This is a genomic window from Pseudomonas sp. (assembly GCF_028293835.1).
Classification (GTDB): Bacteria; Pseudomonadota; Gammaproteobacteria; order Pseudomonadales; family Pseudomonadaceae; genus Aquipseudomonas.
The window spans coordinates 125,537-145,887 of sequence record NZ_JAQGNX010000086.1 but is presented as its reverse complement, the minus strand read 5'-3'; the positions used below and the strand labels follow the sequence as shown (position 1 = coordinate 145,887).

Annotated in this window: 19 protein-coding genes and 1 other RNA gene; 10 read left to right on the top strand and 10 right to left on the bottom strand. The window is 57.3% G+C overall.

Translation table 11 applies throughout. From position 1 onward, the window contains the following. Positions 1 to 11 precede the first annotated feature (11 nt). The 4 genes from zipA to JWR17_RS11315 all read left to right on the top strand — a co-directional run bounded on the left by zipA (position 12) and on the right by JWR17_RS11315 (position 4,833). Positions 12 to 854, top strand: coding sequence for a cell division protein ZipA (gene zipA, locus JWR17_RS11330; RefSeq protein ID WP_299831279.1), 843 nt, complete (start codon positions 12 to 14; stop codon positions 852 to 854). A 155-nt stretch (positions 855 to 1,009) separates the two neighbouring features. Then, positions 1,010 to 3,370, top strand: coding sequence for an NAD-dependent DNA ligase LigA (gene ligA, locus JWR17_RS11325; RefSeq protein WP_299831261.1), 2,361 nt, complete (start codon positions 1,010 to 1,012; stop codon positions 3,368 to 3,370). Positions 3,371 to 3,473: 103 nt separating this feature from the next. Beyond that, complete coding sequence (locus JWR17_RS11320) at positions 3,474 to 4,640, top strand: putative zinc-binding metallopeptidase (RefSeq protein ID WP_299831258.1); 1,167 nt, start codon at positions 3,474 to 3,476, stop codon at positions 4,638 to 4,640. Continuing rightward, positions 4,618 to 4,833, top strand: a complete 216-nt coding sequence (locus tag JWR17_RS11315) for a hypothetical protein (RefSeq protein ID WP_299831255.1) — start codon at positions 4,618 to 4,620, stop codon at positions 4,831 to 4,833. Before JWR17_RS11320 ends, JWR17_RS11315 begins: the two co-directional genes overlap by 23 nt. 158 nt (positions 4,834 to 4,991) lie before the next feature. On the opposite strand, the gene JWR17_RS11310 is transcribed toward JWR17_RS11315, so the two are convergent. Further along, positions 4,992 to 5,483: an N-acetyltransferase gene (locus tag JWR17_RS11310; protein ID WP_299831252.1), complete on the bottom strand. Its 492-nt coding sequence runs from the start codon at positions 5,481 to 5,483 to the stop codon at positions 4,992 to 4,994. Positions 5,484 to 5,716: 233 nt separating this feature from the next. Between JWR17_RS11310 and ffs the strand changes: the two genes are divergently transcribed. Next, an RNA gene (ffs, locus tag JWR17_RS11305) (signal recognition particle sRNA small type) lies at positions 5,717 to 5,813 on the top strand. A gap of 93 nt (positions 5,814 to 5,906) precedes the next feature. Here the strand turns inward: ffs and JWR17_RS11300 are convergent. From JWR17_RS11300 to JWR17_RS11275, 6 genes are all read right to left on the bottom strand, one after another. Further along, complete coding sequence (locus JWR17_RS11300; RefSeq protein WP_299831249.1) at positions 5,907 to 6,860, bottom strand: Dyp-type peroxidase; 954 nt, start codon at positions 6,858 to 6,860, stop codon at positions 5,907 to 5,909. A 133-nt stretch (positions 6,861 to 6,993) separates the two neighbouring features. Then, positions 6,994 to 7,533, bottom strand: a complete 540-nt coding sequence (locus tag JWR17_RS11295) for a hypothetical protein (RefSeq protein WP_299831247.1) — start codon at positions 7,531 to 7,533, stop codon at positions 6,994 to 6,996. A 286-nt stretch (positions 7,534 to 7,819) separates the two neighbouring features. Beyond that, entirely contained in the window at positions 7,820 to 8,359 is a 540-nt protein-coding gene (locus tag JWR17_RS11290) for a hypothetical protein (protein ID WP_299831244.1), read from the bottom strand. A gap of 142 nt (positions 8,360 to 8,501) precedes the next feature. Continuing rightward, on the bottom strand, positions 8,502 to 9,398 hold the full coding sequence (locus JWR17_RS11285) for a DUF2167 domain-containing protein (protein WP_299831241.1): 897 nt from the start codon (positions 9,396 to 9,398) through the stop codon (positions 8,502 to 8,504). Between the two features lie 126 nt (positions 9,399 to 9,524). Continuing rightward, positions 9,525 to 11,225: an acid phosphatase gene (locus JWR17_RS11280; protein ID WP_299831238.1), complete on the bottom strand. Its 1,701-nt coding sequence runs from the start codon at positions 11,223 to 11,225 to the stop codon at positions 9,525 to 9,527. Between the two features lie 127 nt (positions 11,226 to 11,352). Beyond that, complete coding sequence (locus tag JWR17_RS11275) at positions 11,353 to 12,129, bottom strand: transporter substrate-binding domain-containing protein (protein WP_299831276.1); 777 nt, start codon at positions 12,127 to 12,129, stop codon at positions 11,353 to 11,355. Between the two features lie 155 nt (positions 12,130 to 12,284). Between JWR17_RS11275 and dnaX the strand changes: the two genes are divergently transcribed. From dnaX to recR, 4 genes are all read left to right on the top strand, one after another. Beyond that, positions 12,285 to 14,465 (top strand): DNA polymerase III subunit gamma/tau, encoded by a 2,181-nt coding sequence (gene dnaX, locus JWR17_RS11270; RefSeq protein ID WP_299831235.1) that lies wholly within the window; start codon positions 12,285 to 12,287, stop codon positions 14,463 to 14,465. A 65-nt stretch (positions 14,466 to 14,530) separates the two neighbouring features. Next, the gene (locus JWR17_RS11265; RefSeq protein ID WP_299831232.1) at positions 14,531 to 14,857 is read left to right on the top strand and encodes a YbaB/EbfC family nucleoid-associated protein; all 327 of its coding nucleotides are present in this window, start codon (positions 14,531 to 14,533) and stop codon (positions 14,855 to 14,857) included. 221 nt (positions 14,858 to 15,078) lie between these two features. Further along, complete coding sequence (locus tag JWR17_RS11260) at positions 15,079 to 16,113, top strand: NADP-dependent oxidoreductase (protein WP_299831229.1); 1,035 nt, start codon at positions 15,079 to 15,081, stop codon at positions 16,111 to 16,113. Positions 16,114 to 16,175: 62 nt separating this feature from the next. Beyond that, a complete protein-coding gene (gene recR / locus JWR17_RS11255; RefSeq protein WP_299831226.1) occupies positions 16,176 to 16,778 on the top strand; it encodes a recombination mediator RecR in 603 nt (200 codons plus the stop codon). Positions 16,779 to 16,802: 24 nt separating this feature from the next. On the opposite strand, the gene JWR17_RS11250 is transcribed toward recR, so the two are convergent. Both JWR17_RS11250 and fnr read right to left on the bottom strand, forming a co-directional pair. Beyond that, positions 16,803 to 17,351, bottom strand: a complete 549-nt coding sequence (locus tag JWR17_RS11250; RefSeq protein ID WP_299831223.1) for an adenine phosphoribosyltransferase — start codon at positions 17,349 to 17,351, stop codon at positions 16,803 to 16,805. A 64-nt stretch (positions 17,352 to 17,415) separates the two neighbouring features. Continuing rightward, a complete protein-coding gene (gene fnr / locus JWR17_RS11245) occupies positions 17,416 to 18,150 on the bottom strand; it encodes a fumarate/nitrate reduction transcriptional regulator Fnr (protein WP_299831220.1) in 735 nt (244 codons plus the stop codon). Between the two features lie 177 nt (positions 18,151 to 18,327). On the opposite strand from fnr, the gene JWR17_RS11240 reads away from it, so the two are divergent. Next, positions 18,328 to 18,750, top strand: coding sequence for a hypothetical protein (locus JWR17_RS11240; protein WP_299831217.1), 423 nt, complete (start codon positions 18,328 to 18,330; stop codon positions 18,748 to 18,750). Positions 18,751 to 18,826: 76 nt separating this feature from the next. Here JWR17_RS11240 and hemN read toward each other — a convergent pair whose 3' ends face one another. Further along, the gene (gene hemN / locus JWR17_RS11235; protein WP_299831214.1) at positions 18,827 to 20,209 is read right to left on the bottom strand and encodes an oxygen-independent coproporphyrinogen III oxidase; all 1,383 of its coding nucleotides are present in this window, start codon (positions 20,207 to 20,209) and stop codon (positions 18,827 to 18,829) included. Between the last annotated feature and the right edge of the window lie 142 nt (positions 20,210 to 20,351).

Sequence of the window (20,351 nt, the reverse complement as noted above, 5' to 3'; positions counted from 1 at the left end):
CACTGGATTACATGGAAATCGGTCTGCGCGAGTGGCTGATCGTCATCGGCATTATTGTCATTGCCGGTATTCTTTTTGATGGCTGGCGCCGGATGCGCGGCGGCAAAGGAAAACTGAAATTCAGGCTCGACCGAAGTTTTTCCAACGTATCGGATGACGACGAAGCTTCGTCCGCCGAGGTGCTGGGGCCGCCACGTGTGCTGGACCAGAAAGAGCCACAATTGGACGAGCATGATTTGCCGTCGGTGAACGTTGCGCCACGTGATGCGAAACGCAAACGTAAGGACGAGCCACAACAGGGCGACCTTAATCTCGATCAGGAAGGTCCTGGTCTTTTCGCCGGCCGTGATGACGATTTCCCGGACGACAAGCCTGGTCGTCGCTCGGAAGATACGATGCGCCGTGCTGAAGATTTGGCTCCGGTTGAAGAAGTCCTGGTGATCAGTGTGATCTGCCGCGATGAAACTGGGTTCAAAGGCCCGGCGTTGTTGCAGAACATTCTGGAAAGCGGTTTGCGCTTTGGCGAAATGGACATTTTCCATCGCCACGAAAGCATGGCGGGTAACGGCGAAGTGCTGTTTTCCATGGCCAACGCAGTCAAGCCGGGCGTGTTCGATCTTGATGATATCGACCACTTCAGCACCCGTGCCGTAAGTTTCTTCCTGGGCTTGCCGGGTCCGCGTCATCCTAAGCAAGCGTTCGAAGTAATGGTGGCCGCAGCCCGCAAGCTGGCCCACGAACTCAACGGCGAATTGAAAGATGACCAGCGCAGCGTCATGACCGCGCAGACCATCGAACATTACCGCCAACGCATCGTCGAGTTCGAACGTCGCGCCTTGACGCATCGCCGTTGACAGCCCCCCCTGTAGGAGCCAACTGAGAGGTCTGATGCACACCGCCTCGCCTGTAGGAGCTGCCGAAGGCTGCGATGGACCGAAGGTCCATTAAATAAGCCGAACCAACATTAAGCAGCTTCGGCTGCTTTTTTGCTTTTTGAGAGAACACCCGTATGAACGCCGCCGAAACCCGCATTCTGGAATTGCGTACCGAGCTGGATCAGCACAATTACCGTTATCACGTACTCGACCAGCCGAGCATTCCCGACGTCGAATATGACCGCCTGTTTCACGAGCTCAAAGCGCTCGAAACCGAAAATCCACACCTGGTCACCCCGGATTCGCCCACGCAACGGGTCGGCAGCGCGGCGCTGTCAGCCTTCACCCAGGTGCGTCACGAAGTCCCCATGCTGAGCCTGGGCAACGCCTTTGAAGAAAATGACATGCGCGAATTCGACCGCCGTGTGACCGAAGGCCTGGATTTGCCCACCGGCGATTTATTCGGTGAAGGCGCCCACGTCCAATACAGTTGCGAGCCGAAACTTGATGGTTTGGCCGTCAGCCTGTTGTACCGCGACGGCGCCCTGGTACGCGGCGCGACCCGTGGCGACGGCGCCACCGGCGAAGACATCAGCGTCAACGTGCGCACCGTGCGCAACATCCCGCTCAAATTGCATGGCAGCGGCTGGCCAGCAACCCTGGAGGTACGCGGTGAAGTATTCATGTCCAAAGCCGGCTTCGAGCGGCTCAACGCCAGCCAACTGGATATCGGCGGTAAAACCTTCGCCAACCCACGTAACGCCGCGGCGGGCAGCCTGCGTCAGTTGGACTCGAAGATCACCGCCAACCGCCCGTTGGAATTCTGCTGTTACGGTTTAGGCCAGATCTCGGAAGAGTTCGCTGACACGCACATTGGCAATCTGGAAAAGCTCAAGCAGTGGGGCATGCCGGTCAGCCGTGAATTGAAACTCGCCAATGGCATCGGTGAATGCCTGGATTACTACCGCGACATTGGCGAGCGACGTCTGTCGCTGCCGTACGAAATCGATGGCGTGGTGTTCAAGGTCAACAGCCTGGCTTCCCAGCGCGAACTGGGGTTCCGTGCCCGGGAACCGCGCTGGGCCATTGCCCATAAATTCCCGGCTTTGGAAGAGCTGACCGAATTGCTCGACGTTGAATTCCAGGTCGGGCGCACCGGTGCCGTCACCCCAGTGGCGCGCTTGAAGCCGGTAAAAGTCGCTGGCGTCACCGTGGCCAACGCGACCCTGCACAACATGGATGAAGTTGCGCGCCTGGGGCTGATGATCGGCGACACCGTGATTATCCGCCGCGCTGGGGATGTGATTCCGCAAGTGGTGCAGGTGGTGCTTGAGCGCCGCCCGGAAAACGCCCGCGCCGTGCAGATACCGGAAAAGTGCCCGGTCTGCGGTTCCCATGTCGAACGCACGCAGCTGATCAAACGCAGCAAGGGCAAAGAAACCATCAGCGAAGGCGCGGTGTATCGTTGCGTCGGCCGGCTGGCCTGCGGCGCCCAACTCAAGCAAGCGATCATTCACTACGTCTCGCGTCGCGCCATGGACATCGAAGGCCTGGGCGACAAGAGCGTCGAGCAACTGGTCGACGAGGGGCTGGTGGCTTCTCCTGCCGATCTCTATACGCTGACGTTTGAGCAGATCGTCGACCTGGAAGGCTTCGCCGAAGTCTCCAGCAACAAATTGCTTAAGGCGATTTTCGACAGCAAGCAACCGACCCTTGCGCGCTTTATCTACGCCTTGGGCATTCCCGATGTCGGCGAAGAAACGGCCAAAGTGTTGGCGCGCTCGTTGGCCTCGCTGCAACGCGTAATGCAGGCGCAGCCGGAAGTACTCACCTATTTGCCGGACGTCGGGCTGGAAGTGGCTCACGAGATCCATAGCTTCTTTACCGATGCGCACAACATCAAGGTCATCGAGCAATTGCAGGCGCGGGGCCTGGAAATCCAGGAGCAGGGGGAGCTGGGGGCCGAGTTTGCCGCCAGCACGACCCTGGGCGGGATGATCGATAAGCTGCACATTCCGGCCATCGGACCGGGCGCGGCGCAAAAACTTGCCGATAAGTTTGTCACCTTGCAAGGCATCCTCGACGCCGATTGGCTGGACATGCGTCAGGCATTGGCCGAGAAACAGGCGAAAGCGGTGCGCGACTTCTTCGATGTAGAAACCAATGCTCAGCGCGCGCAGGCAATCGAAGCGCAGTTGAAAGCCTTCGGCATGCATTGGCAGAGCGAGAAGAAGGTCGTCGAAGGCTTGCCCCTGGCCGGGCAGACGTGGGTACTGACCGGCTCCCTGGAACTGATGAGCCGCGACATCGCCAAGGAAAAACTTGAAAGCCTCGGCGCCAAAGTATCCGGCTCGGTCTCGGCCAAGACACAATGCGTGGTGGCCGGGCCAGGCGCGGGCTCGAAACTGGCCAAGGCCAGCGAGTTGGGCCTTAAGGTATTGGACGAAGAGGCGTTTGTGGGGTTTCTGAAAAAACACGGTATCGAAGTGGATTGAGCGGATTTGCGGGCGCAGGACTAATCGCCGTGCGCCCCATCAGAACCACTGAACCCCCGCAGCGACACATGATCTAGTGCTGGCACACCACAAGGAGATCGTCATGTACCGCTTCTTTGAACAACTCAGCTCACGCATCGCCGCACCCTTTGCAGGTGAGACCAAGCGCAACAGCAAAGTCTGGCAATGCCACTGCGGGCAATCGATCTTCTTCGCCAATACTCAGTGTCTGGCGTGCTCATCCGCGCTGGGCTATCTGCCGCAGCAGGGCAAGCTGGTCTCGTTAGAAGCCAGTGGGCAGCCGAACACCTGGCGTCTCACCGATGAGCCTCAGGCGGGGCTTTACCGGCGCTGCGCCAACCTCGACACCCCGGCAGCCTGCAACTGGCTGGTGCCGTCCCTGGACACCAGCGAATTCTGCAGCGCCTGTAGCCTTAATCGGACCATCCCCGACCTGTCGATCCCGGAAAACGCCGGTCGCTGGTGCAAAGTCGAAACCGCTAAACGGCGCCTGGTCGCACAATTGATAGCGCTTGGTTTAACCGTTATTTCTAAAGACCAGGACGAAGAAGCCGGTCTGGCATTCGATTTTGTCGGCGTCGATCTCGAAGGGAAAATGCCCACTACCGGCCATGCCAATGGCTTGATTACCCTCAACATCGAAGAAGCAGACGACGCCCATCGCGAAGCCATGCGCGTACAGTTGCACGAACCGTATCGCACGTTGCTGGGACATTTCCGTCATGAAGTCGGCCACTATTACTGGGACCGACTCATCGCAGACACCCATTGGCAAGATAACTTTCGCAACCTGTTCGGCGATGATCGCGCCAGTTATGCCGAGGCGCTGGAGCATCATTATCAAAACGGTGCGCCGGCCGGTTGGCAACAACATTTCGTCAGCGCCTACGCCACCATGCACCCATGGGAAGACTGGGCCGAAACCTGGGCCCATTATCTGCACATGATGGACGCCGTCGACACCGCGCTGGGATTTGGCATGAGTGCACGGGACATGGACCTGGACTATCAACCGTTTCCGCTGGAAACACTCTACGACCCCCAACACCCCGGTGGCCCGGCCTTCTTGTCATTCGTCAACGCCTGGATCGAACTCGCCGGCATGCTCAATGAACTCTCCCGCAGCATGGGCCAGGCGGATTTCTATCCTTTCGTTCTGTCACCTTCGGTCATTACCAAACTGCATTTCATTCACTTGGTGATACAGCAGGCCGGCGGCAAGGCGGATGAAGTGCTGCAAGCGCAGTGAGCAGCGGGCCCGCATCTATGCTTCAGCGGCGCATCGTTCAATCCCGAAACAGATTGAACACTGGGCTACTCTGGGTCGTATCGCAGAGCAGAACCTCGAGCTGTCACACGAATTCATTGTCGGATTTTTGCAGGCCAAAGCCCAAGTGTTAGCGGGTGATGTGAGTGAGTACACGTTTGAAAAAAATCTGTGAGAGGTTGCCTGCGAAGAAAGCGCCGCAGTATTTTCGGACCTGCCCAATCCCGGTGGCAGCCAACTGTTCGCGGGGTAGGCGCCGCGGTTTGTCTGGTACACCACGCTGTCGACTTCCCGAATTCATTCGGGAAAAATCCACCTTAGTTCCCCGAACCCTCACCCCAAAAGGTTCAACGCCAACCGCCGCTCATACCCAATCCGCCCACGATACGCCTCACCGGTATCCACCCAGCCCTGGCTCAGATATAACCCCAGCGCAGTCGTATTATCTTCATCCACCGATAACATCAGCTGCCTGATATCAGGCCAAACCCGCCGCGTTGTTTCCGGCAGCGCCTGCAAGCAGGCCTTGCCCAAACCTTGCCCCTGCATCCGTCGATCAATTTGCAGCGCATGCAAGGTCGCCGCATCGGCAGCCGCCCACGCCGGTAGGTAAATCCCCCGCTTAAGCAACAGAAATCCCACCGGCTGCTGATCCGCCAGCAATGCAAATCCCCGAATATCCGCCGTGGCATTCACCAACAGCGAGTTCAGCGCCCCATGAATGTCCCCGGAAAAAGACTTCTGTGCGTCCATGACTTTGATGTGCGTCAACTGCTGCCGCTGAACATCCGACAAGTCCTGATAACAGACCAATTGGTTATGCATCGATTGAATCCTTCAACAGTGCGTTGCGTATGCAATGTGCGCGCAGTTTATCGGGATTCTGCAAGAACGGCGGCTACTCAGGTGATGTGCGACGGTTCCGACCAACTGCCAAGCCCCGCTACACAAGTGCTTGAGCCCCTTCAGATTTTTAATCTCAAGCAACGGTTGTAACTTATCGCCAGACCGGTACAATGGCGCCGTTCACCGTCAGGTGAGCGTCGTTATGGTGACCCCATCGGTCCCCCCGCAACGATTACCCGTGAACCTGGTCAGATCCGGAAGGAAGCAGCCACAGCGGGAACATTGTGTGCCGGGGTGTGGCTGGTGGGGTTGCCTCCATAACGCTTTTGCAAATCCCTGAATTGTTTTACCCGAGCGCAAGCGTCAATCCGCGCTCGGTTTTGTCGTGCCCGGAAAGAACACCTAACTCATCCGGTCAGCCAGCTCCTCCAACAAGTCTGCCGAAGGCACGAAGAACAATCCCCCCGTTACCGCCGTACTGAAATCCAGCAACCGGTCGTAATTCCCGGCCGGTCTTCCGACAAACATATTCTCCAGCATCCGCTCAATCGGCTCCGGCGAACGCGCATAGCCAATAAAGTAGGTGCCAAATTCTCCCGCGCCTGGACGGCCGAACGGCATGTTTTCCCGAAGGATTTTCACCTCTTGTCCATCTTTGGTGATGGTGGTCAACGCGCTATGGGACGAAATCGGTTTAACCGAGTCATCCAGTTCGATGTCGGACAATTTGGTTCGTCCGATAACCCGTTCTTGTGCCTCAACGGATAATTCGTTCCACGCGTTCATGTTGTGCAGGTATTTCTGCACCAGCACGTAACTGCCGCCGCTAAACGAGGGGTCTTCATTGCCAATTATGGTGAAGCCGAAGGCCTCATGGTCTTCCGGGTTTTCAGTACCATCGACAAAGCCGATGATGCTGCGCATATCGAAATAACGGAAACCCTGGACTTCATCAACAACCGAGACCGCATCGCCAAGCGCCGAGAGCAATTGCGTCGCCAATTCAAAGCACAGGTCCATTTGCTCCGCGCGGATGTGCAGCAGGATGTCGCCAGGGGTTACGAGGGCTTGGCGGCCTTCCGATCCGAACTCGCGAAATGGGTGCAGCGAGGCTGGGCGCGGGCCGCTGAACAGTGTGTCCCAGGCGCTGGAGCCAAAGCCGCAAACGCACGACAAATTACCTGCGGGGACACGTCTGCCGACCGATCTCGTCAGGGCCGCGATGTCTGCGCACCAGCCCCGTACTTTCTGGGCGGAATCGCTGCCGGGGGTGATTGTGGCAACGATGAAAATCGCGCTGCTGGTGAGGGGCCGAAGGATAGCTTGTGGTTGCGGAGTTTTGTCAGCAATGGGCATTGTTGTCATCAATAGTTGTGCAGGCGACGAAACGAGCCTGAAAAACGAGAGATTAACAGATGACGGGCAGGGATCGTTGGGGCGCTATTGGCTTTAGTTCTTAAGCACTCTCGGCGGGTTGCCCCACCTCCGGCTATTGATACTCTCCCTGACGCTTCCAGTGCGTTGAATCCGACGGTCCACTGGCTTCCAGTTCAGCCAACCCCCGTGCCCCAGCCTGCAACTGTTCTCGCCGAGACTTGGCACTCAAATCACCAAACGCTTGAAGCGCTCCGCTCAGCAACGTTTCGTGTTCTTCGCCGTGCATCAGGTGAGAAGCGATATACCAGCGTTGGTACAGCTGTTGTTCCAGGGACAACGGCCCCAGTTCACTGGCGTTCATCACCGCCCAAAACGCCAGGGATTCGCTGTCGCTTGGGTCCAGTTCGAACATGGCTTCCAAGTCCATTCCGGCGTGCTTGAACAGGTTTTGCGCCTTGTGCGTCATCCGGTAAAACTCCGGCGGCGCCAGCCCGTTGCCTTGCTCCTGTGAAGCGTTGTTCAGAATGGTCGCCGCGGCACCCACCAATGTCAGGATCGCCACTGGGTCGGCGCTGGCGAATAACAAACGGATGGCGAGGTTCAGTTGCCGATGCGCGGCGTCGAGTCTGGATACGTGGAGGGGGTCGGTCATGGCGATTGCAACTACTCATGGTTAGCAAGCCGTGTATCGGTGCCGGATCAATGAGTCTAGGCCAGTCGCCGCTGATCAGCGGCGGTTTAAGCGACTAAGGGGGTCGAATTCACGTCATCCCTCCCGTCATGACGCAGGCTATTTGTTGTCCATATGGCTCTGGTCGATCTGTTCGACTTCGAGCTGCAGGTGTAAAAGACTGAGCAGGTCGCTGTCAGCGTGAGCCTGATTGGCGCGTTGCATCAGTACGGTTTTACGTTCGCGCTCGGTGGCGTCAGTTTCCCGATCAGGGTGCAGAGCGCTGACCAGCTTGCGATAAACGTCGCGTATGGATTGGCTGCCTTTTTCTTGTTCTTGTTTCTTTAGCTGCCTCGGCGAGCTTTTCGCGGACTCGTTGAGTCAATTCCTCTACCGACTCATAATTAACCCCATCGCCCAAATCGACACCGAAATTTTTCTCTAGCGACGCCCTGAGCAGCGCGTTTTGCTGATTTCGAATCGTCTCCAAATCGTACTCGGCGTGCTTGTTAAAGATGCCTTTCAGTGCCTCGTCATCTTCATTTCTCGTTAGCGATTCAGCGAGTTCGCAAATGATGTCTTGCAGCGTAGACCGGTCTTTTTTGCTGAATTTGATTCGATCACTGGCATCGTCGAGAAAATACACCAGCACCCGGTCTTCTTCGCGGTGGAGACCCATTAACGGTTGAAAGTCAGTGCTCCACAGCGTCTGGCAGGTAGACATTACGCTCTGCCAGGTTTCGAGCATTTGTCGTTGGGTGTCGATCTTTTTGAGTAAGCGGTTGAATTTCTTCTGACCCGCCGGCATTAGTGAGCGCTAACCCTTCCGGTGGCTCCTGCTACCAACGCACAACCCGCTGAAAATCGTTGACGTCGTAGGAGCGGGCTTGCTCGCAATCATCTGCGCAGCAGCCGGCTCCTGGCGGCGTCTACTACTGGGATTACCTCATTCACTTCTTACGGTTAAAAAACCTGCGAATAAAGCCTGCTGCGATTACCACCCCAACCACCAGGAATTTTTTCGCCGCCAACAGCAGCAACCCCAACTTGGCGAACAGCCCCGCTTTAGCGGCTATGCCACCGGCCACCAACGCAGCCAATCCGTATTTGGCCAGTTTGTCGGTGCCTGCGTCGTAATCGGCATAGCGGTTGCCGTCGGTGAAGTTGGCGAATTCCAACACGCGGGGCATTTCTCTTTGAATGGTGGGCAGATCGTTCATGGCGGCGATGGCATTCAGTTCCAGCACGCCTTGGCGACCGAGCACCCGGATACTGTAATTGAGGGTATTTTCAGCGCTGCCGTCAGCTTTCAGTTCCCGCGCCCAATACATCTTGTGGCTTTGATCGTCGTAGCGCGGCGGTTCGGCCCAGCCTAATAGTTGCAAACCGGCGTAGCCTTGTTTACGCCGCTCGATATTGTTCTCGACGTCGTCGTCCTGCATTTGCTTTAGCATTTCGCTGTAATCAATCTTGGCGGCATTCTCGTCAGAGACGTAACCGTCATCGTTGTAACTTACCAATACGCCCCAGCCGCCAGGTGACAGGGGGCTGGTGGCTTGCGGCACGATCATGCCCAAGGTTGTGTGGCCAGGTGGATTGCCCCAGCCTTCAACGATCAAGCGTTCGGTATCGTCCGGGGTCAGGTAGTAAAAATCATCATTCAGACTGAGAGTTGCCACGCCACCCGGCAGGTCAATGATGCCGTGTTGCGGTTTCAAGGTGGCCATGAATTGCGCGGCGGTTTGTCTGGGAGTGGCGGAGTCGGCAGAAGTAGGGGTTGCGGCATCTGCACCGGTGGTCAAGACACACAGCGCGCTAGCCGCCATCAACAAGCGCAGGCGGTTCATCCCAAGCATTTCATTTGAGCCTTTTTACATACGGTAATGGTTGTCGGCAGCTTAACGAAGCGGCGGCTAACGCGCTCCAAAAAAAACCGCCACTCACGGGACGGTTTTTTTAGGCCTTGCGATCTGTCAGCTGAAAAATTGCAGCGCGTTGGTCAAATCGCCCATGGGTTGTTGGCCCCGGGTGGCCATGGACTCATCACGTAATTTCAAACCGTCGAGTTTCTCCAACCCATGTACCCGCGTAATCAGTCGCAAAATCGACGCTGTGTCGTAGGTGGTGTGGTCAACCGTGCCTTTGCGAGCAAACGGTGAGACCACAATCGCCGGAATACGCGTGCCCGGACCCCAGCGGTCGCCTTTGGGCGGCGCAACGTGGTCCCACCAACCGCCGTTTTCATCGACGGCAATGACGATTACCATGTTTTCCCATTGCGGGCTGTTGCGCAGCACTTTAATGGCGCGAGTGATATGGCGATCGCCCGAGGCGACGTCGGCGTAACCGGCGTGCATGTTCAGGTTGCCCTGAGGCTTGTAGAAAGTGACTGCCGGAAGTTTCCCTGCCTGGGCATCGGCGAGGAATCTGTTGGTGCTGGACTCATCGCCCAACCCCGCATCACGCAGGCGCTTGCTGCGTTCGCTCGGGTTTTCCGGGCCTTGTTTTTTGAAGTAATTGAACGGCTGATGGTGGTACTGAAAACTGGGGATTTTCGGAATACCGGCCGAGTCTTTGAATTGATCCAGGGTGACCTGCCAGGCGCCGGCGTACCACGCCCAATCCACGTTTTTCTTCGACAGTTTGTCGCCGATGTGGTCGTGAACCTGCGGTACCAACACGTTGGCCACGTCACCTTTTGCATAGTCCGGGCGCTCCGGATCGCGGATCCAGGTTGGCCAGTAGGGCGGCGCCATGGTGTTGACTGCGTAACCGTCCGGCGTCAGCAGGCTCGGACCAAACTGTGGCGGACCGTCCATGGCGCTGGCGGGGGATTTCTCCAGTGGCTTAAGTCGCGTATCTTGGGGGTTATCGCTTAGTAGCGTGGCGATCTGTTGCTTGGCCGGTGAATTGGCGACATCCGGGTAAAACGGTACAGCCGCAGAAATCAGGTACTGGTGGTTGAGAAACGAGCCACCGAAGGCGCCTTGGAAAAAGTTGTCACATAAAACGAATTCCGACGCCACGTCCCACAGGCGTAATGAATACTCGGTTTGCCCGTAGTGACCCATGGTCAGGGCGCCCGAGTCCGCCCAGGCGACGAAGTGGTCGTTTTTGCCACCGTTGATCTGCATTTGGTTCTGATAAAACACATGCCACAGGTCGCGAGTCACCAGACCCAGGGGCAAGTCTTCGCCATTGGGTCCTTGCAAGGCGTAGGGCTCGTTGAGCAGGTGTTCCTGAAATTGGGTGCCGGCGGGGTAGGTCACGCCGTCCACGGTTTGTGGCCCGAGCTGCAATATACCGCCCCAGATCGGCGGGAAGGTTTCCAGCAACTTGCCATCACGGTCGCGCTGTTGATACGCACTGGGGTCGAGATCTGCCAGTGGCTTTTCAACCCCGGGAAAGTTTCCGAACAGGTTGTTGAAACTACGGTTTTCGGCGTAGATCACTACCACCGTTTTCACGTTGTCGCGCAACGCCTGATCCAGGTCTGCACCGGTTAGCGGCGGAGCATCAAGGGCCAGCGGTGTTTCTTGCGCAGAGACATAAGCGCTGAGGGTTGCGCCCACGCTCAGCGCCGCGACGCCGCCGAGAAAGCGCCGTCTACCGACGTCAGGAGGAGTATCGCCGGCAAGTGGCTGCGATGTTTCTTCTTCTTTTTTGTCGCTCATGGCGGTTCCCTGCGTACTTGGCTGAGATCGTTTTCAGTTATTTCGAAGGAGCGTAGCGAGGCAATATGACGGCAATGCTACAACGATGTGCAGTGATTTTTAAACGCTGAAAGGCAGACATGAATGACTACAAGGGTGCGGCATGACGTATGGCAATGGGTGGTTGAGCGCCGTAGCGTTCAAGTATCTGCTCTATCTCGCCGGACATTTTCATCCGCAGTAATGTTCGCAAAATTCGCTGCACGGGAACATTCGGGTCGTCACGCACAACGCAGCCTACCCCTTGTTCTTCAAGGATGGAAACTCCGCGCAGTTGTTTGTCCGGTGCCAGGTTGCGGTTGAACCAGTCCATCGACCATTGATTGGCCACGGCGTAGCGATAGCGCCCTGCGACCAGTTTTAGCAACACTTGATCTTGGCTGCGGGCGTCTTCGCGGTGAAGCTGGTGGCTATCGAACAAAGCTTGCAGGGAAGGGTAGACGTAGCCCAGGACGGTGCCGATGTTCTCTTTGTCGAGCTGATCGGGCCTAACGGGCGTGGCGTTGTTGGCTGTGCTGATCAAAAGATCGCGTTGGGTTACCAGTGGCAGGCTCCAAATGTAGTCGCCGGACATGTTTGGTACCCACGATTGCGCTGCGTAGCAGCGAATGTCGACCTCGCCTTGCTCCAAGGCACTTTGTACCCGCTTGCGTGCCAGCACCTGGTACTCGGCACTTCTTCCCATATGATTGCTGAGACTTTCCATGATGTCGAACAGAAAACCTCCGTACGGTTTTCCATCCTCGACCAGTAATATGGGCATTGACCAGCTGTCGGCGAGCACGAATCGCAACGGAGCCTCGGCGGCGAAGCCTGGGCTCGACAGTAGCAGCAAAGCACTCAACAACAGCCGTAATCGGTACATTGGCATGAGCAATTCAAGGCTATTCAAGTCAGATTCAATCCCCAGCAAGCATTGATTTGAACAGCGTAGCTATATTAGCGCCGCACACCGGATGCAATTTTGCCCCTGCTCCGCTAGCATTAGCGGTCTTCCGCTTTCAGTCGCGACGGTTATCGATGAGTTATCAGGTTCTTGCACGAAAATGGCGTCCGCGCTCGTTCCGCGAAATGGTCGGCCAGACCCATGTGCTCAAGGCCCTGATCAATGCGCTGGACAGCCAACGGTTGCATCATGCCTATTTATTCACCGGGACGCGCGGTGTAGGCAAGACCACCATCGCACGTATCATAGCGAAATGCCTGAACTGTGAAACCGGCATCACCTCGACGCCGTGTGGTGAGTGCTCGGTGTGCCGCGAAATCGACGAAGGGCGTTTTGTCGATTTGATCGAAATCGACGCCGCGAGCCGGACCAAGGTTGAAGACACCCGCGAACTGCTCGATAACGTGCAGTACGCGCCAAGCCGCGGGCGCTTCAAGGTCTACTTGATCGACGAAGTGCACATGCTTTCCACCCACTCGTTCAACGCCTTGTTGAAGACCCTGGAAGAGCCACCGCCCTACGTTAAATTCATTCTGGCGACCACTGACCCGCAGAAACTGCCCGCTACCATTCTGTCCCGTTGCCTGCAGTTTTCCCTGAAAAACATGACGCCGGAACGTGTGGTGGAGCATTTGACCCACGTCTTGGGGGTCGAAAACGTACCGTTCGAAGCCGATGCGTTGTGGTTGTTAGGCCGCGCCGCCGATGGTTCGATGCGCGATGCCATGAGCCTGACCGATCAAGCGATTGCGTTTGGTGAAGGCAAAGTCATGGCTGCGGATGTTCGGGCGATGCTTGGCACGCTTGACCACGGCCAGGTCTATGACCTGTTACACGCGCTATTGGGTGGTGATGCACGGGGCATGCTCGAAGCCGTACGGCATTTGTCCGAACAAGGCCCGGACTGGAACGGCGTGCTTTCGGAAATCCTCAATGTGTTGCACCGTGTGGCAATTGCCCAGGCGTTGCCGGAAGGCGTGGATAACGGCCACGGCGACCGCGACCGGGTGTTGGCATTGGCCCAGGCGTTGCCTGCCGAAGACGTACAGTTTTATTACCAGATGGGTCTGATTGGGCGCCGGGATTTGCCCCTGGCACCAGACCCGCGAGGTGGATTTGAAATGGTCCTGTTGCGGATGCTGGCTTTCCGGCCGGCAGACAGCAGCGATGCGCCGAGGCGGCCGCTAAAGCCGGTGGGAATCAACCAGGCCACGGTTGATTCCGCCCAAGCCGTGGCCGGTGTAACCCCTGTTGCACCGGCAGTTGTCGCCGCGCCGGTGGTTGCTGACCCGATTGTTACTGGCCCAATTGTTACTCCTCCAGCTGCCGCTCCGGTGGCTGCGGTTGAGCCGATCGTGCAAGCGCCTGAGCCAGTTGTTGCGCCTGCTGTGGTTGCGCCCGTTGCCGCTGTGGAAGTGGATTTGCCGTGGAACGAGCGTGCGCCCGAGCCGGTGATTGCAATAGAAGCCAGCGCAGACGCTGATGTTGAGCCGGAACCTGTAGCTGAGTCAGTACCCGAGCCGATGCTCGACACTGTCGCCGAGCAACCGGACCTGACGCCGATGCCAGCCCCGGCACCGGCCAGTCCAGTGCCCGATGCGCCTGAAGTGGCGGAGCCCGAAGCCATGCCCGCCGCTGCGGTGACACCGGCTATGCTTGAACACGTACCTGACGCCTCGTCGTCTGCGTCGGCGCCGATGGACCGCGACGACGAGCCACCTGACGATGACTACTTCGACGGCGAGCTTGATATCGATCCGGCGTCCTACAGTTACCTCGACGAGTTGGCCCACGACAGTGTCCCTGAAGTCATCGAAACTGAGCCGCTGCCTGCGCTGATGCCCGCGACGGGTCTGGCCCTAGAGTGGCTGAACCTGTTTCCCAGGTTGCCTGTTTCCGGCATGACCGGCAGCATTGCAGCCAACTGCACACTGATCGCCGTCGAGGGCGATAATTGGTTGCTGCACCTGGACCCGGCCCACAGCGCGCTGTTCAACTCGACCCAGCAACGCCGGCTCAATGACGCCTTAAATCAATACCACGAGCGCACGTTGAACCTGACGATCGAGCTGATCAAGCCTGAGCAGGAAACCCCGGCCCAGGCGGGTTCACGCCTGCGGGCCGAGCGTCAGAGCGAAGCGCAAGCGTCGATTCACTCAGATCCGTTCATCCAACAAATGGTGCAACAGTTTGGCGCGGTGATTCGAGAGGATACGATTGAACCTGTAGACGCTCCGGTGGCTCAGACCCATTAACTAATGCGCGCGAAGCCTGTAGGGCGTCGCGCAGTCCAGACCCCACAAGATCGAGGAGAATGCTCATGATGAAAGGTGGCATGGCCGGCCTGATGAAGCAGGCACAGCAGATGCAGGAAAAAATGGCCAAGGCGCAGGAAGAACTCGCCAACGCCGAAGTCACTGGCCAATCGGGTGCAGGCCTGGTCAGCGTCGTGATGACCGGTCGACATGACGTCAAACGCATCAGCCTGGACGATAGCCTGATGCAGGAAGACAAAGAAGTCCTCGAAGACTTGATCGCCGCCGCCGTCAACGACGCCGTGCGCAAGGTCGAGCAAAACAGCCAGGAAAAAATGTCCGGCATGACTGCAGGCATGCAACTGCCTCCAGGCATGAAATTGCCGTTCTAAGCGGCAGCCGTGACACCCGAAGCCAGGCCCAGTGCCTGGCTTTTTTGTGGGCGCAACTGTAGGAGCCAACTTATTGGCGAGGCGGCGTATCCAGCGTATCCGGCCTGCCGCGCTGGATTTTCGCCAACAAGTTGGCTCTTACAAGGAGGTTTACCGAACGCCCAATCGCCCGCATGGTCTGCTCTGTATGATTCCGACTCATTGCTGAAGGAGTGGCTTCGATGCCGCAAGAACTGATCCTCAACCAACGCATCGTTCTGGCCTCGCGGCCCAAAGGTACGCCGACGCCTGAGAACTTCCGCATGGAACGTGAAGCCATGCCGGAGCTGGAAGAGGGCCAAGTGTTGTTGCGTACGCTCTACCTCTCGCTGGACCCCTACATGCGGGGTCGAATGAGTGATGCGCCGTCCTACGCCGAGCCGGTTCAGGTCAACGATGTGATGACCGGTGGCGCGGTCAGTCGTGTCGAGCAATCACGCAACGCGCACTTCAAAGAAGGTGATCTGGTGGTCGGTATGACCGGCTGGCAAACCCATAGCATCTGCGACGGCACTCAAGTGTTGCCGTTGCCGAAAGACTTGCCCAGCCCTTCCATGGCCGTGGGTGTGTTGGGCATGCCCGGCATCACCGCTTACATGGGGCTGATGGACATTGGTAAACCCAAGGCCGGAGAAACCCTGGTAGTGGCCGCAGCGTCGGGTGCTGTGGGCTCGGTGGTGGGTCAAGTGGCGAAGCTCAAAGGCTTACGCGTAGTGGGCATCGCTGGCGGTGACAAAAAATGCCGATACGTAGTCGACGAGTTAGGTTTTGATGCCTGTATCGATCACAAAAGTGAGCATTTCGCTGAAGAGCTGGCGCAAGCCTGTGGCAATGGCATTGACATTTATTTTGAGTTGGTAGGCGGTAAAGTGTTCCGTGCCGTTCTGCCATTGCTAAATGCCCGAGCACGCATACCGTTGTGCGGGTTGATCGCCCAGTACAACGCACCGCCGCTGCCTGAAGGGCCCGATTACATGCCGCTGCTGATGCGCACGCTGCTGACCAAGCGCGCACGGGTTCAGGGCTTTATCGTCTTCGAAGAATATGGCGATCGACACGCCGAGTTTCTTGCGGCCATGGTGCCACTGGTCAAAGAGGGCAATATCAAGTTCCGTGAAGACGTAGTGGAAGGGCTGGAACAAGCGCCCGAAGCCTTTATCGGCATGCTCGATGGCGGTAACTTTGGCAAGCTGGTGGTCAAGGTGGCTGACGCTTGAATTGACGCTAACCAGAGGCGCGGGTATAAACCGCGTCTCGTTGTTTTGTCGGACCTTTCTCCATGAGCTTCAGTCCCCTGATTCGTCAATTGATCGATGCCTTGCGTACATTGCCAGGTGTCGGGCAAAAAACTGCGCAACGCATGGCCCTGCAACTGCTGGAGCGTGACCGCAGCGGCGGCTCGCGTCTGGCGCTGGCGTTGAGCCAAGCCATGGAAGGCGTAGGCCACTGCCGATTGTGCCGCACCCTGACCGAAGACGATCTGTGCCCACAGTGTTCTGACGTCCGTCGCGATGACACTATTTTATGCGTGGTCGAAGGCCCCATGGACGTATATGCCGTAGAGCAGACCGGTTTTCGCGGTCGATATTTTGTGCTTAAAGGCCACTTGTCGCCGCTGGACGGGCTGGGTCCTGAGGCCATCGGGATTCCGCAGTTGCTGTCCCGTATCGAACAGCAGGGTACGTTCAGCGAAATCATCCTGGCCACCAACCCCACGGTCGAAGGCGAAGCCACCGCGCACTACATTGCTCAGCTGCTCAGCAACAAAGGCTTGATCACTTCACGCATCGCCCACGGCGTACCCTTGGGCGGGGAGCTGGAATTGGTGGACGGCGGCACCCTGGCGCATTCGTTTGCAGGGCGTAAGCCGATAGCCCTGTAGGAGCGCGCCCCTACTGTTGCGGATCTACTTCTCTGACAACGAAAAACTGGTCAGGCAGAACGTTGGAATCCCCATTTCTTCCAGACGCTGCGAACCGCCCAGCTCCGGCAGGTCGATAATCGCGGCCGCTTGGTAGATGTGTGCGCCCATGCGCCGTACCAGGCTCGCGGCTGCGATCAGGGTGCCGCCGGTGGCGATCAGGTCATCGAACATCACAATCGAGTCGCCTTCGCACAGGCTGTCCGCGTGCACTTCAAGAAAGGCCTCGCCATATTCAGTCTGATAAGCCTGCGACAACACATCTGCCGGCAGTTTGCCTTGCTTGCGGAACAGGATCAGCGGCTTGTTCAGTTCGTAGGCGATGATCGAGCCAATCAGAAACCCACGGGCATCCATCGCACCGATGTGGGTAAAGTCGGCCTCGATATAGCGCTGAATGAAGCTGTCCATCACTAGGCGCAGGGCTTTGGGCGATTGAAACAGCGGTGTGATGTCACGAAAGATAATGCCTGGCTTGGGGAAGTCCAGTACGGGGCGAATAAGGGACTTGAAGCTGAATTCGTCGAAAATCATCGAATAGATCCTGGGCAGGGTGGCTGGCGCTAGTCTAACGCCCAGCCGCCCTGAATCCCACGTTTCAGCTCTCCATTGCGCCACCGGCCAGCGCGCAGAGTTGGATAGGGTTGAGAATTTGGATTTCTTTGCCTTCGGCCGCAATCAGCTCACTGCCCTGGAAGCGGGTGAATACACGGGACACCGTCTCCACCGCCAAACCCAGAAAATTGCCGATTTCGTTGCGCGACATGCTCAGGCGAAACTGATTGGCCGAGAACCCGCGGGCATGGAAACGGGCCGATAAGTTGACCAGCAGCGTAGCAATGCGTTCGTCCGCAGTCTTTTTTGACAGAAGCAACATCATTTGCTGATCGTCGCGGATTTCCCGGCTCATCACCCGCATCAACTGCCGACGTAACTGCGGCAGTTGCACCGACAAATCATCAAGGCGCTCGAAGGGAATTTCGCAGATAGAGGTGGTTTCCAGCGCTTGCGCAGAGACGGGGTATGTTTCGGTGTCCATGCCCGACAGGCCAACCAGTTCGCTGGGCAAGTGGAAACCGGTAATTTGTTCTTCGCCGCTGTCACTCAAGCTGAACGTTTTGAGCGCACCGGAACGTACCGCGTATACGGAGCCAAATGCGTCACCCTGGCGAAACAGAAATTCGCCTTTTCTCAGCGGACGGCCTCGTTTGACGATCTCGTCAAGGGCGTCCATGTCTTCCAGATTCAAGGAAAGGGGCAGGCACAAAGGGGCGAGGCTGCAGTCCTTGCAGTGTGCCTGATTGTGAGCGCGCAGTTTGACTGGCTCGGACATCGGAAAATCCTTTTGGTAAACACGCATTAGTTGTGAGGGTAACTCAGCGTGAGTAATTTCTGCCAGTGCCGATGCAATCTCTTGAGACAGTAAATGCAGATGCGCGCTTTACTTTTATTAAAGATCCTGAAAATACTGCCGATAGACGGTAATCGCATCCTCCCAGGAGCTTCGCCCATGTTGTCCGTCAACCTCGGATCCACCAGCACCACTGGTTTGCAGCTTTCTACACCGGCCACCAAAGCAGCTGCAGCCACCGCTGCTGCCACGGCCGCCGCCACTGCCAGTGCAGCCGCAGACACTGCTACCGCCAGCGGCGCCAAGCCTGGGGTCAAAGTCGATATTTCCGGCGCAGGACTTTCCAAAGCCGCTGCGGATAGCACGGACCCGGTTAAGGTTTTGGAAAAGCGTATCCAGGACATCGAAAAACAGATCGCTCAGCAACAGGCTGAAATGTCCAAGATTCAGGCAAACAAAAATCTGACAGCTGAGCAGAAACAAGCTGAGGCAGGTGCTCTTCAGGCGACGCTGGGTCAATTAAACGCCTCGTTAAGCACCGCCACCGCTCAGTTGGCCCAACTGCTGCAACAAAGCGGCTGATCTTACCCGGCCATGAACGTTGCCTCGTCACATCGGGGCAACGCTCAGAGCACCCTCGGCTCGTATGAACACAGGTTCATATGACGCGAGAGAAGAGCTGCCGATTGTGCGGGTTCAGGTAGGCGTCAAAGACCATGCACACCGAGCGCACGAGCAACCTACCTTCAGGTAACACGGTTATCCCTTTCTCATCGATTGCGATGAGACCGTCGTTGGCCATGGCGGTCAGTTGCGGCCACACCTCGCTGAAATAACCTCTGAAATCGACGTTGAAGGCGTATTCAATGCCAGCAAAGTCCAGGTTGAAATGGCATATCAATTGCTGAATGACCGCCCGGCGCAGACGATCATCGGCATTGCACAGCAGGCCGCGCCTGGTAGCGAGCTGGTCGCTGGACAAAAAGCTCTGATATTCGCTCAGGTCGCTGCTGTTCTGACTGTACAGGTCGCCAATCTGGCTGATCGCTGAAACGCCTAAACCGATCAAGTCACAATGGCCGTGGGTTGTGTAGCCCTGGAAGTTGCGTTGCAGGGTTGATTCCTCTTGGGCAATCGCCAACTCGTCATCGGGCAGGGCGAAGTGGTCCATGCCAATGTAGCGATAACCGGCGCCGGTCAGTTGATGGATGGTGCGCTGAAGCATTTCCAGTTTTTGTCCGGCTGACGGCAAGTCCTCACTGTTGATCCGCCGCTGTGGCATGAAGCGGTCGGGCAGGTGCGCGTAATTGAACACCGACAGGCGATCTGGTTGCAGCGCGATAATCTCGTCCACCGTACGGGCGAAGGATTCAGGGGTTTGTCTTGGCAGGCCGTAAATCAGGTCGATGTTCACCGAGCGAAATTGCAACGTGTGCGCGGCGTCGACAATAGCGCGGGTCTCTTCCAGGCTTTGCAGTCGATTGACCGCCCGCTGCACGTCAGGGTCCAGGTCCTGCACGCCGAGGCTGACCCGGTTAAAGCCCAGCTCCCGCAGCAGGCCCATGGTCGACCAATCCGCTTCCCGCGGGTCGATTTCGATGCCGTAGTCGCCTGAATCGTCATCCAGCAAATTGAAATGCTTGCGCAGGTGCGCCATCAGTTGGCGTAATTCGTCATGGCTAAGGAACGTCGGCGTGCCGCCACCCAAGTGCAGCTGTTCTACACGCTGCCGTGGGTCGAGATGGCAAGCGATCGCCTGGATCTCGCGCTGCAGATTCTGCAAGTAGGGCTGTGCCCGCCCCCGATCTTTGGTAATGACCTTGTTGCAGCCACAGTAATAGCAAATGTTTGCGCAGAACGGCACGTGCACGTAAACCGACAACGGACGTAACGCTTTTCGGCTGTCGCGCAGGGCGTGCAACAAATCGAAGGCGCCGACCTTCGTCTGAAATTGTACGGCGGTGGGGTAGGAGGTATAACGCGGTCCCGCCAGATCGTAGCGGCGGATCAGATCGGAATCCCAATGGATGGCATCGAGCATGCGGACATTCCCCAGAGAGGCTGACAGTGGCTGCAAGTCTAGGGATGAGTGCTTTTATCGATGTTGATATACATCAAACAGCCGTGTGCTAGATCTCTTTAGGAGCCAAGTTGTTGGAAGGTGTCCAACTTTTGGGGCGCAG

Coding starts and splice junctions, on each gene's coding strand:
- zipA (WP_299831279.1), top strand. CDS start 12: ATGGAAATCGGTCTGCGCGAGTGGCTGATCGTCATCGGCATTATTGTC.
- ligA (WP_299831261.1), top strand. CDS start 1,010: ATGAACGCCGCCGAAACCCGCATTCTGGAATTGCGTACCGAGCTGGAT.
- JWR17_RS11320 (WP_299831258.1), top strand. CDS start 3,474: ATGTACCGCTTCTTTGAACAACTCAGCTCACGCATCGCCGCACCCTTT.
- JWR17_RS11315 (WP_299831255.1), top strand. CDS start 4,618: ATGAAGTGCTGCAAGCGCAGTGAGCAGCGGGCCCGCATCTATGCTTCA.
- JWR17_RS11310 (WP_299831252.1), bottom strand. CDS start 5,483: ATGCATAACCAATTGGTCTGTTATCAGGACTTGTCGGATGTTCAGCGG.
- JWR17_RS11300 (WP_299831249.1), bottom strand. CDS start 6,860: ATGCCCATTGCTGACAAAACTCCGCAACCACAAGCTATCCTTCGGCCC.
- JWR17_RS11295 (WP_299831247.1), bottom strand. CDS start 7,533: ATGACCGACCCCCTCCACGTATCCAGACTCGACGCCGCGCATCGGCAA.
- JWR17_RS11290 (WP_299831244.1), bottom strand. CDS start 8,359: ATGCCGGCGGGTCAGAAGAAATTCAACCGCTTACTCAAAAAGATCGAC.
- JWR17_RS11285 (WP_299831241.1), bottom strand. CDS start 9,398: ATGAACCGCCTGCGCTTGTTGATGGCGGCTAGCGCGCTGTGTGTCTTG.
- JWR17_RS11280 (WP_299831238.1), bottom strand. CDS start 11,225: ATGAGCGACAAAAAAGAAGAAGAAACATCGCAGCCACTTGCCGGCGAT.
- JWR17_RS11275 (WP_299831276.1), bottom strand. CDS start 12,129: ATGTACCGATTACGGCTGTTGTTGAGTGCTTTGCTGCTACTGTCGAGC.
- dnaX (WP_299831235.1), top strand. CDS start 12,285: ATGAGTTATCAGGTTCTTGCACGAAAATGGCGTCCGCGCTCGTTCCGC.
- JWR17_RS11265 (WP_299831232.1), top strand. CDS start 14,531: ATGATGAAAGGTGGCATGGCCGGCCTGATGAAGCAGGCACAGCAGATG.
- JWR17_RS11260 (WP_299831229.1), top strand. CDS start 15,079: ATGCCGCAAGAACTGATCCTCAACCAACGCATCGTTCTGGCCTCGCGG.
- recR (WP_299831226.1), top strand. CDS start 16,176: ATGAGCTTCAGTCCCCTGATTCGTCAATTGATCGATGCCTTGCGTACA.
- JWR17_RS11250 (WP_299831223.1), bottom strand. CDS start 17,351: ATGATTTTCGACGAATTCAGCTTCAAGTCCCTTATTCGCCCCGTACTG.
- fnr (WP_299831220.1), bottom strand. CDS start 18,150: ATGTCCGAGCCAGTCAAACTGCGCGCTCACAATCAGGCACACTGCAAG.
- JWR17_RS11240 (WP_299831217.1), top strand. CDS start 18,328: ATGTTGTCCGTCAACCTCGGATCCACCAGCACCACTGGTTTGCAGCTT.
- hemN (WP_299831214.1), bottom strand. CDS start 20,209: ATGCTCGATGCCATCCATTGGGATTCCGATCTGATCCGCCGCTACGAT.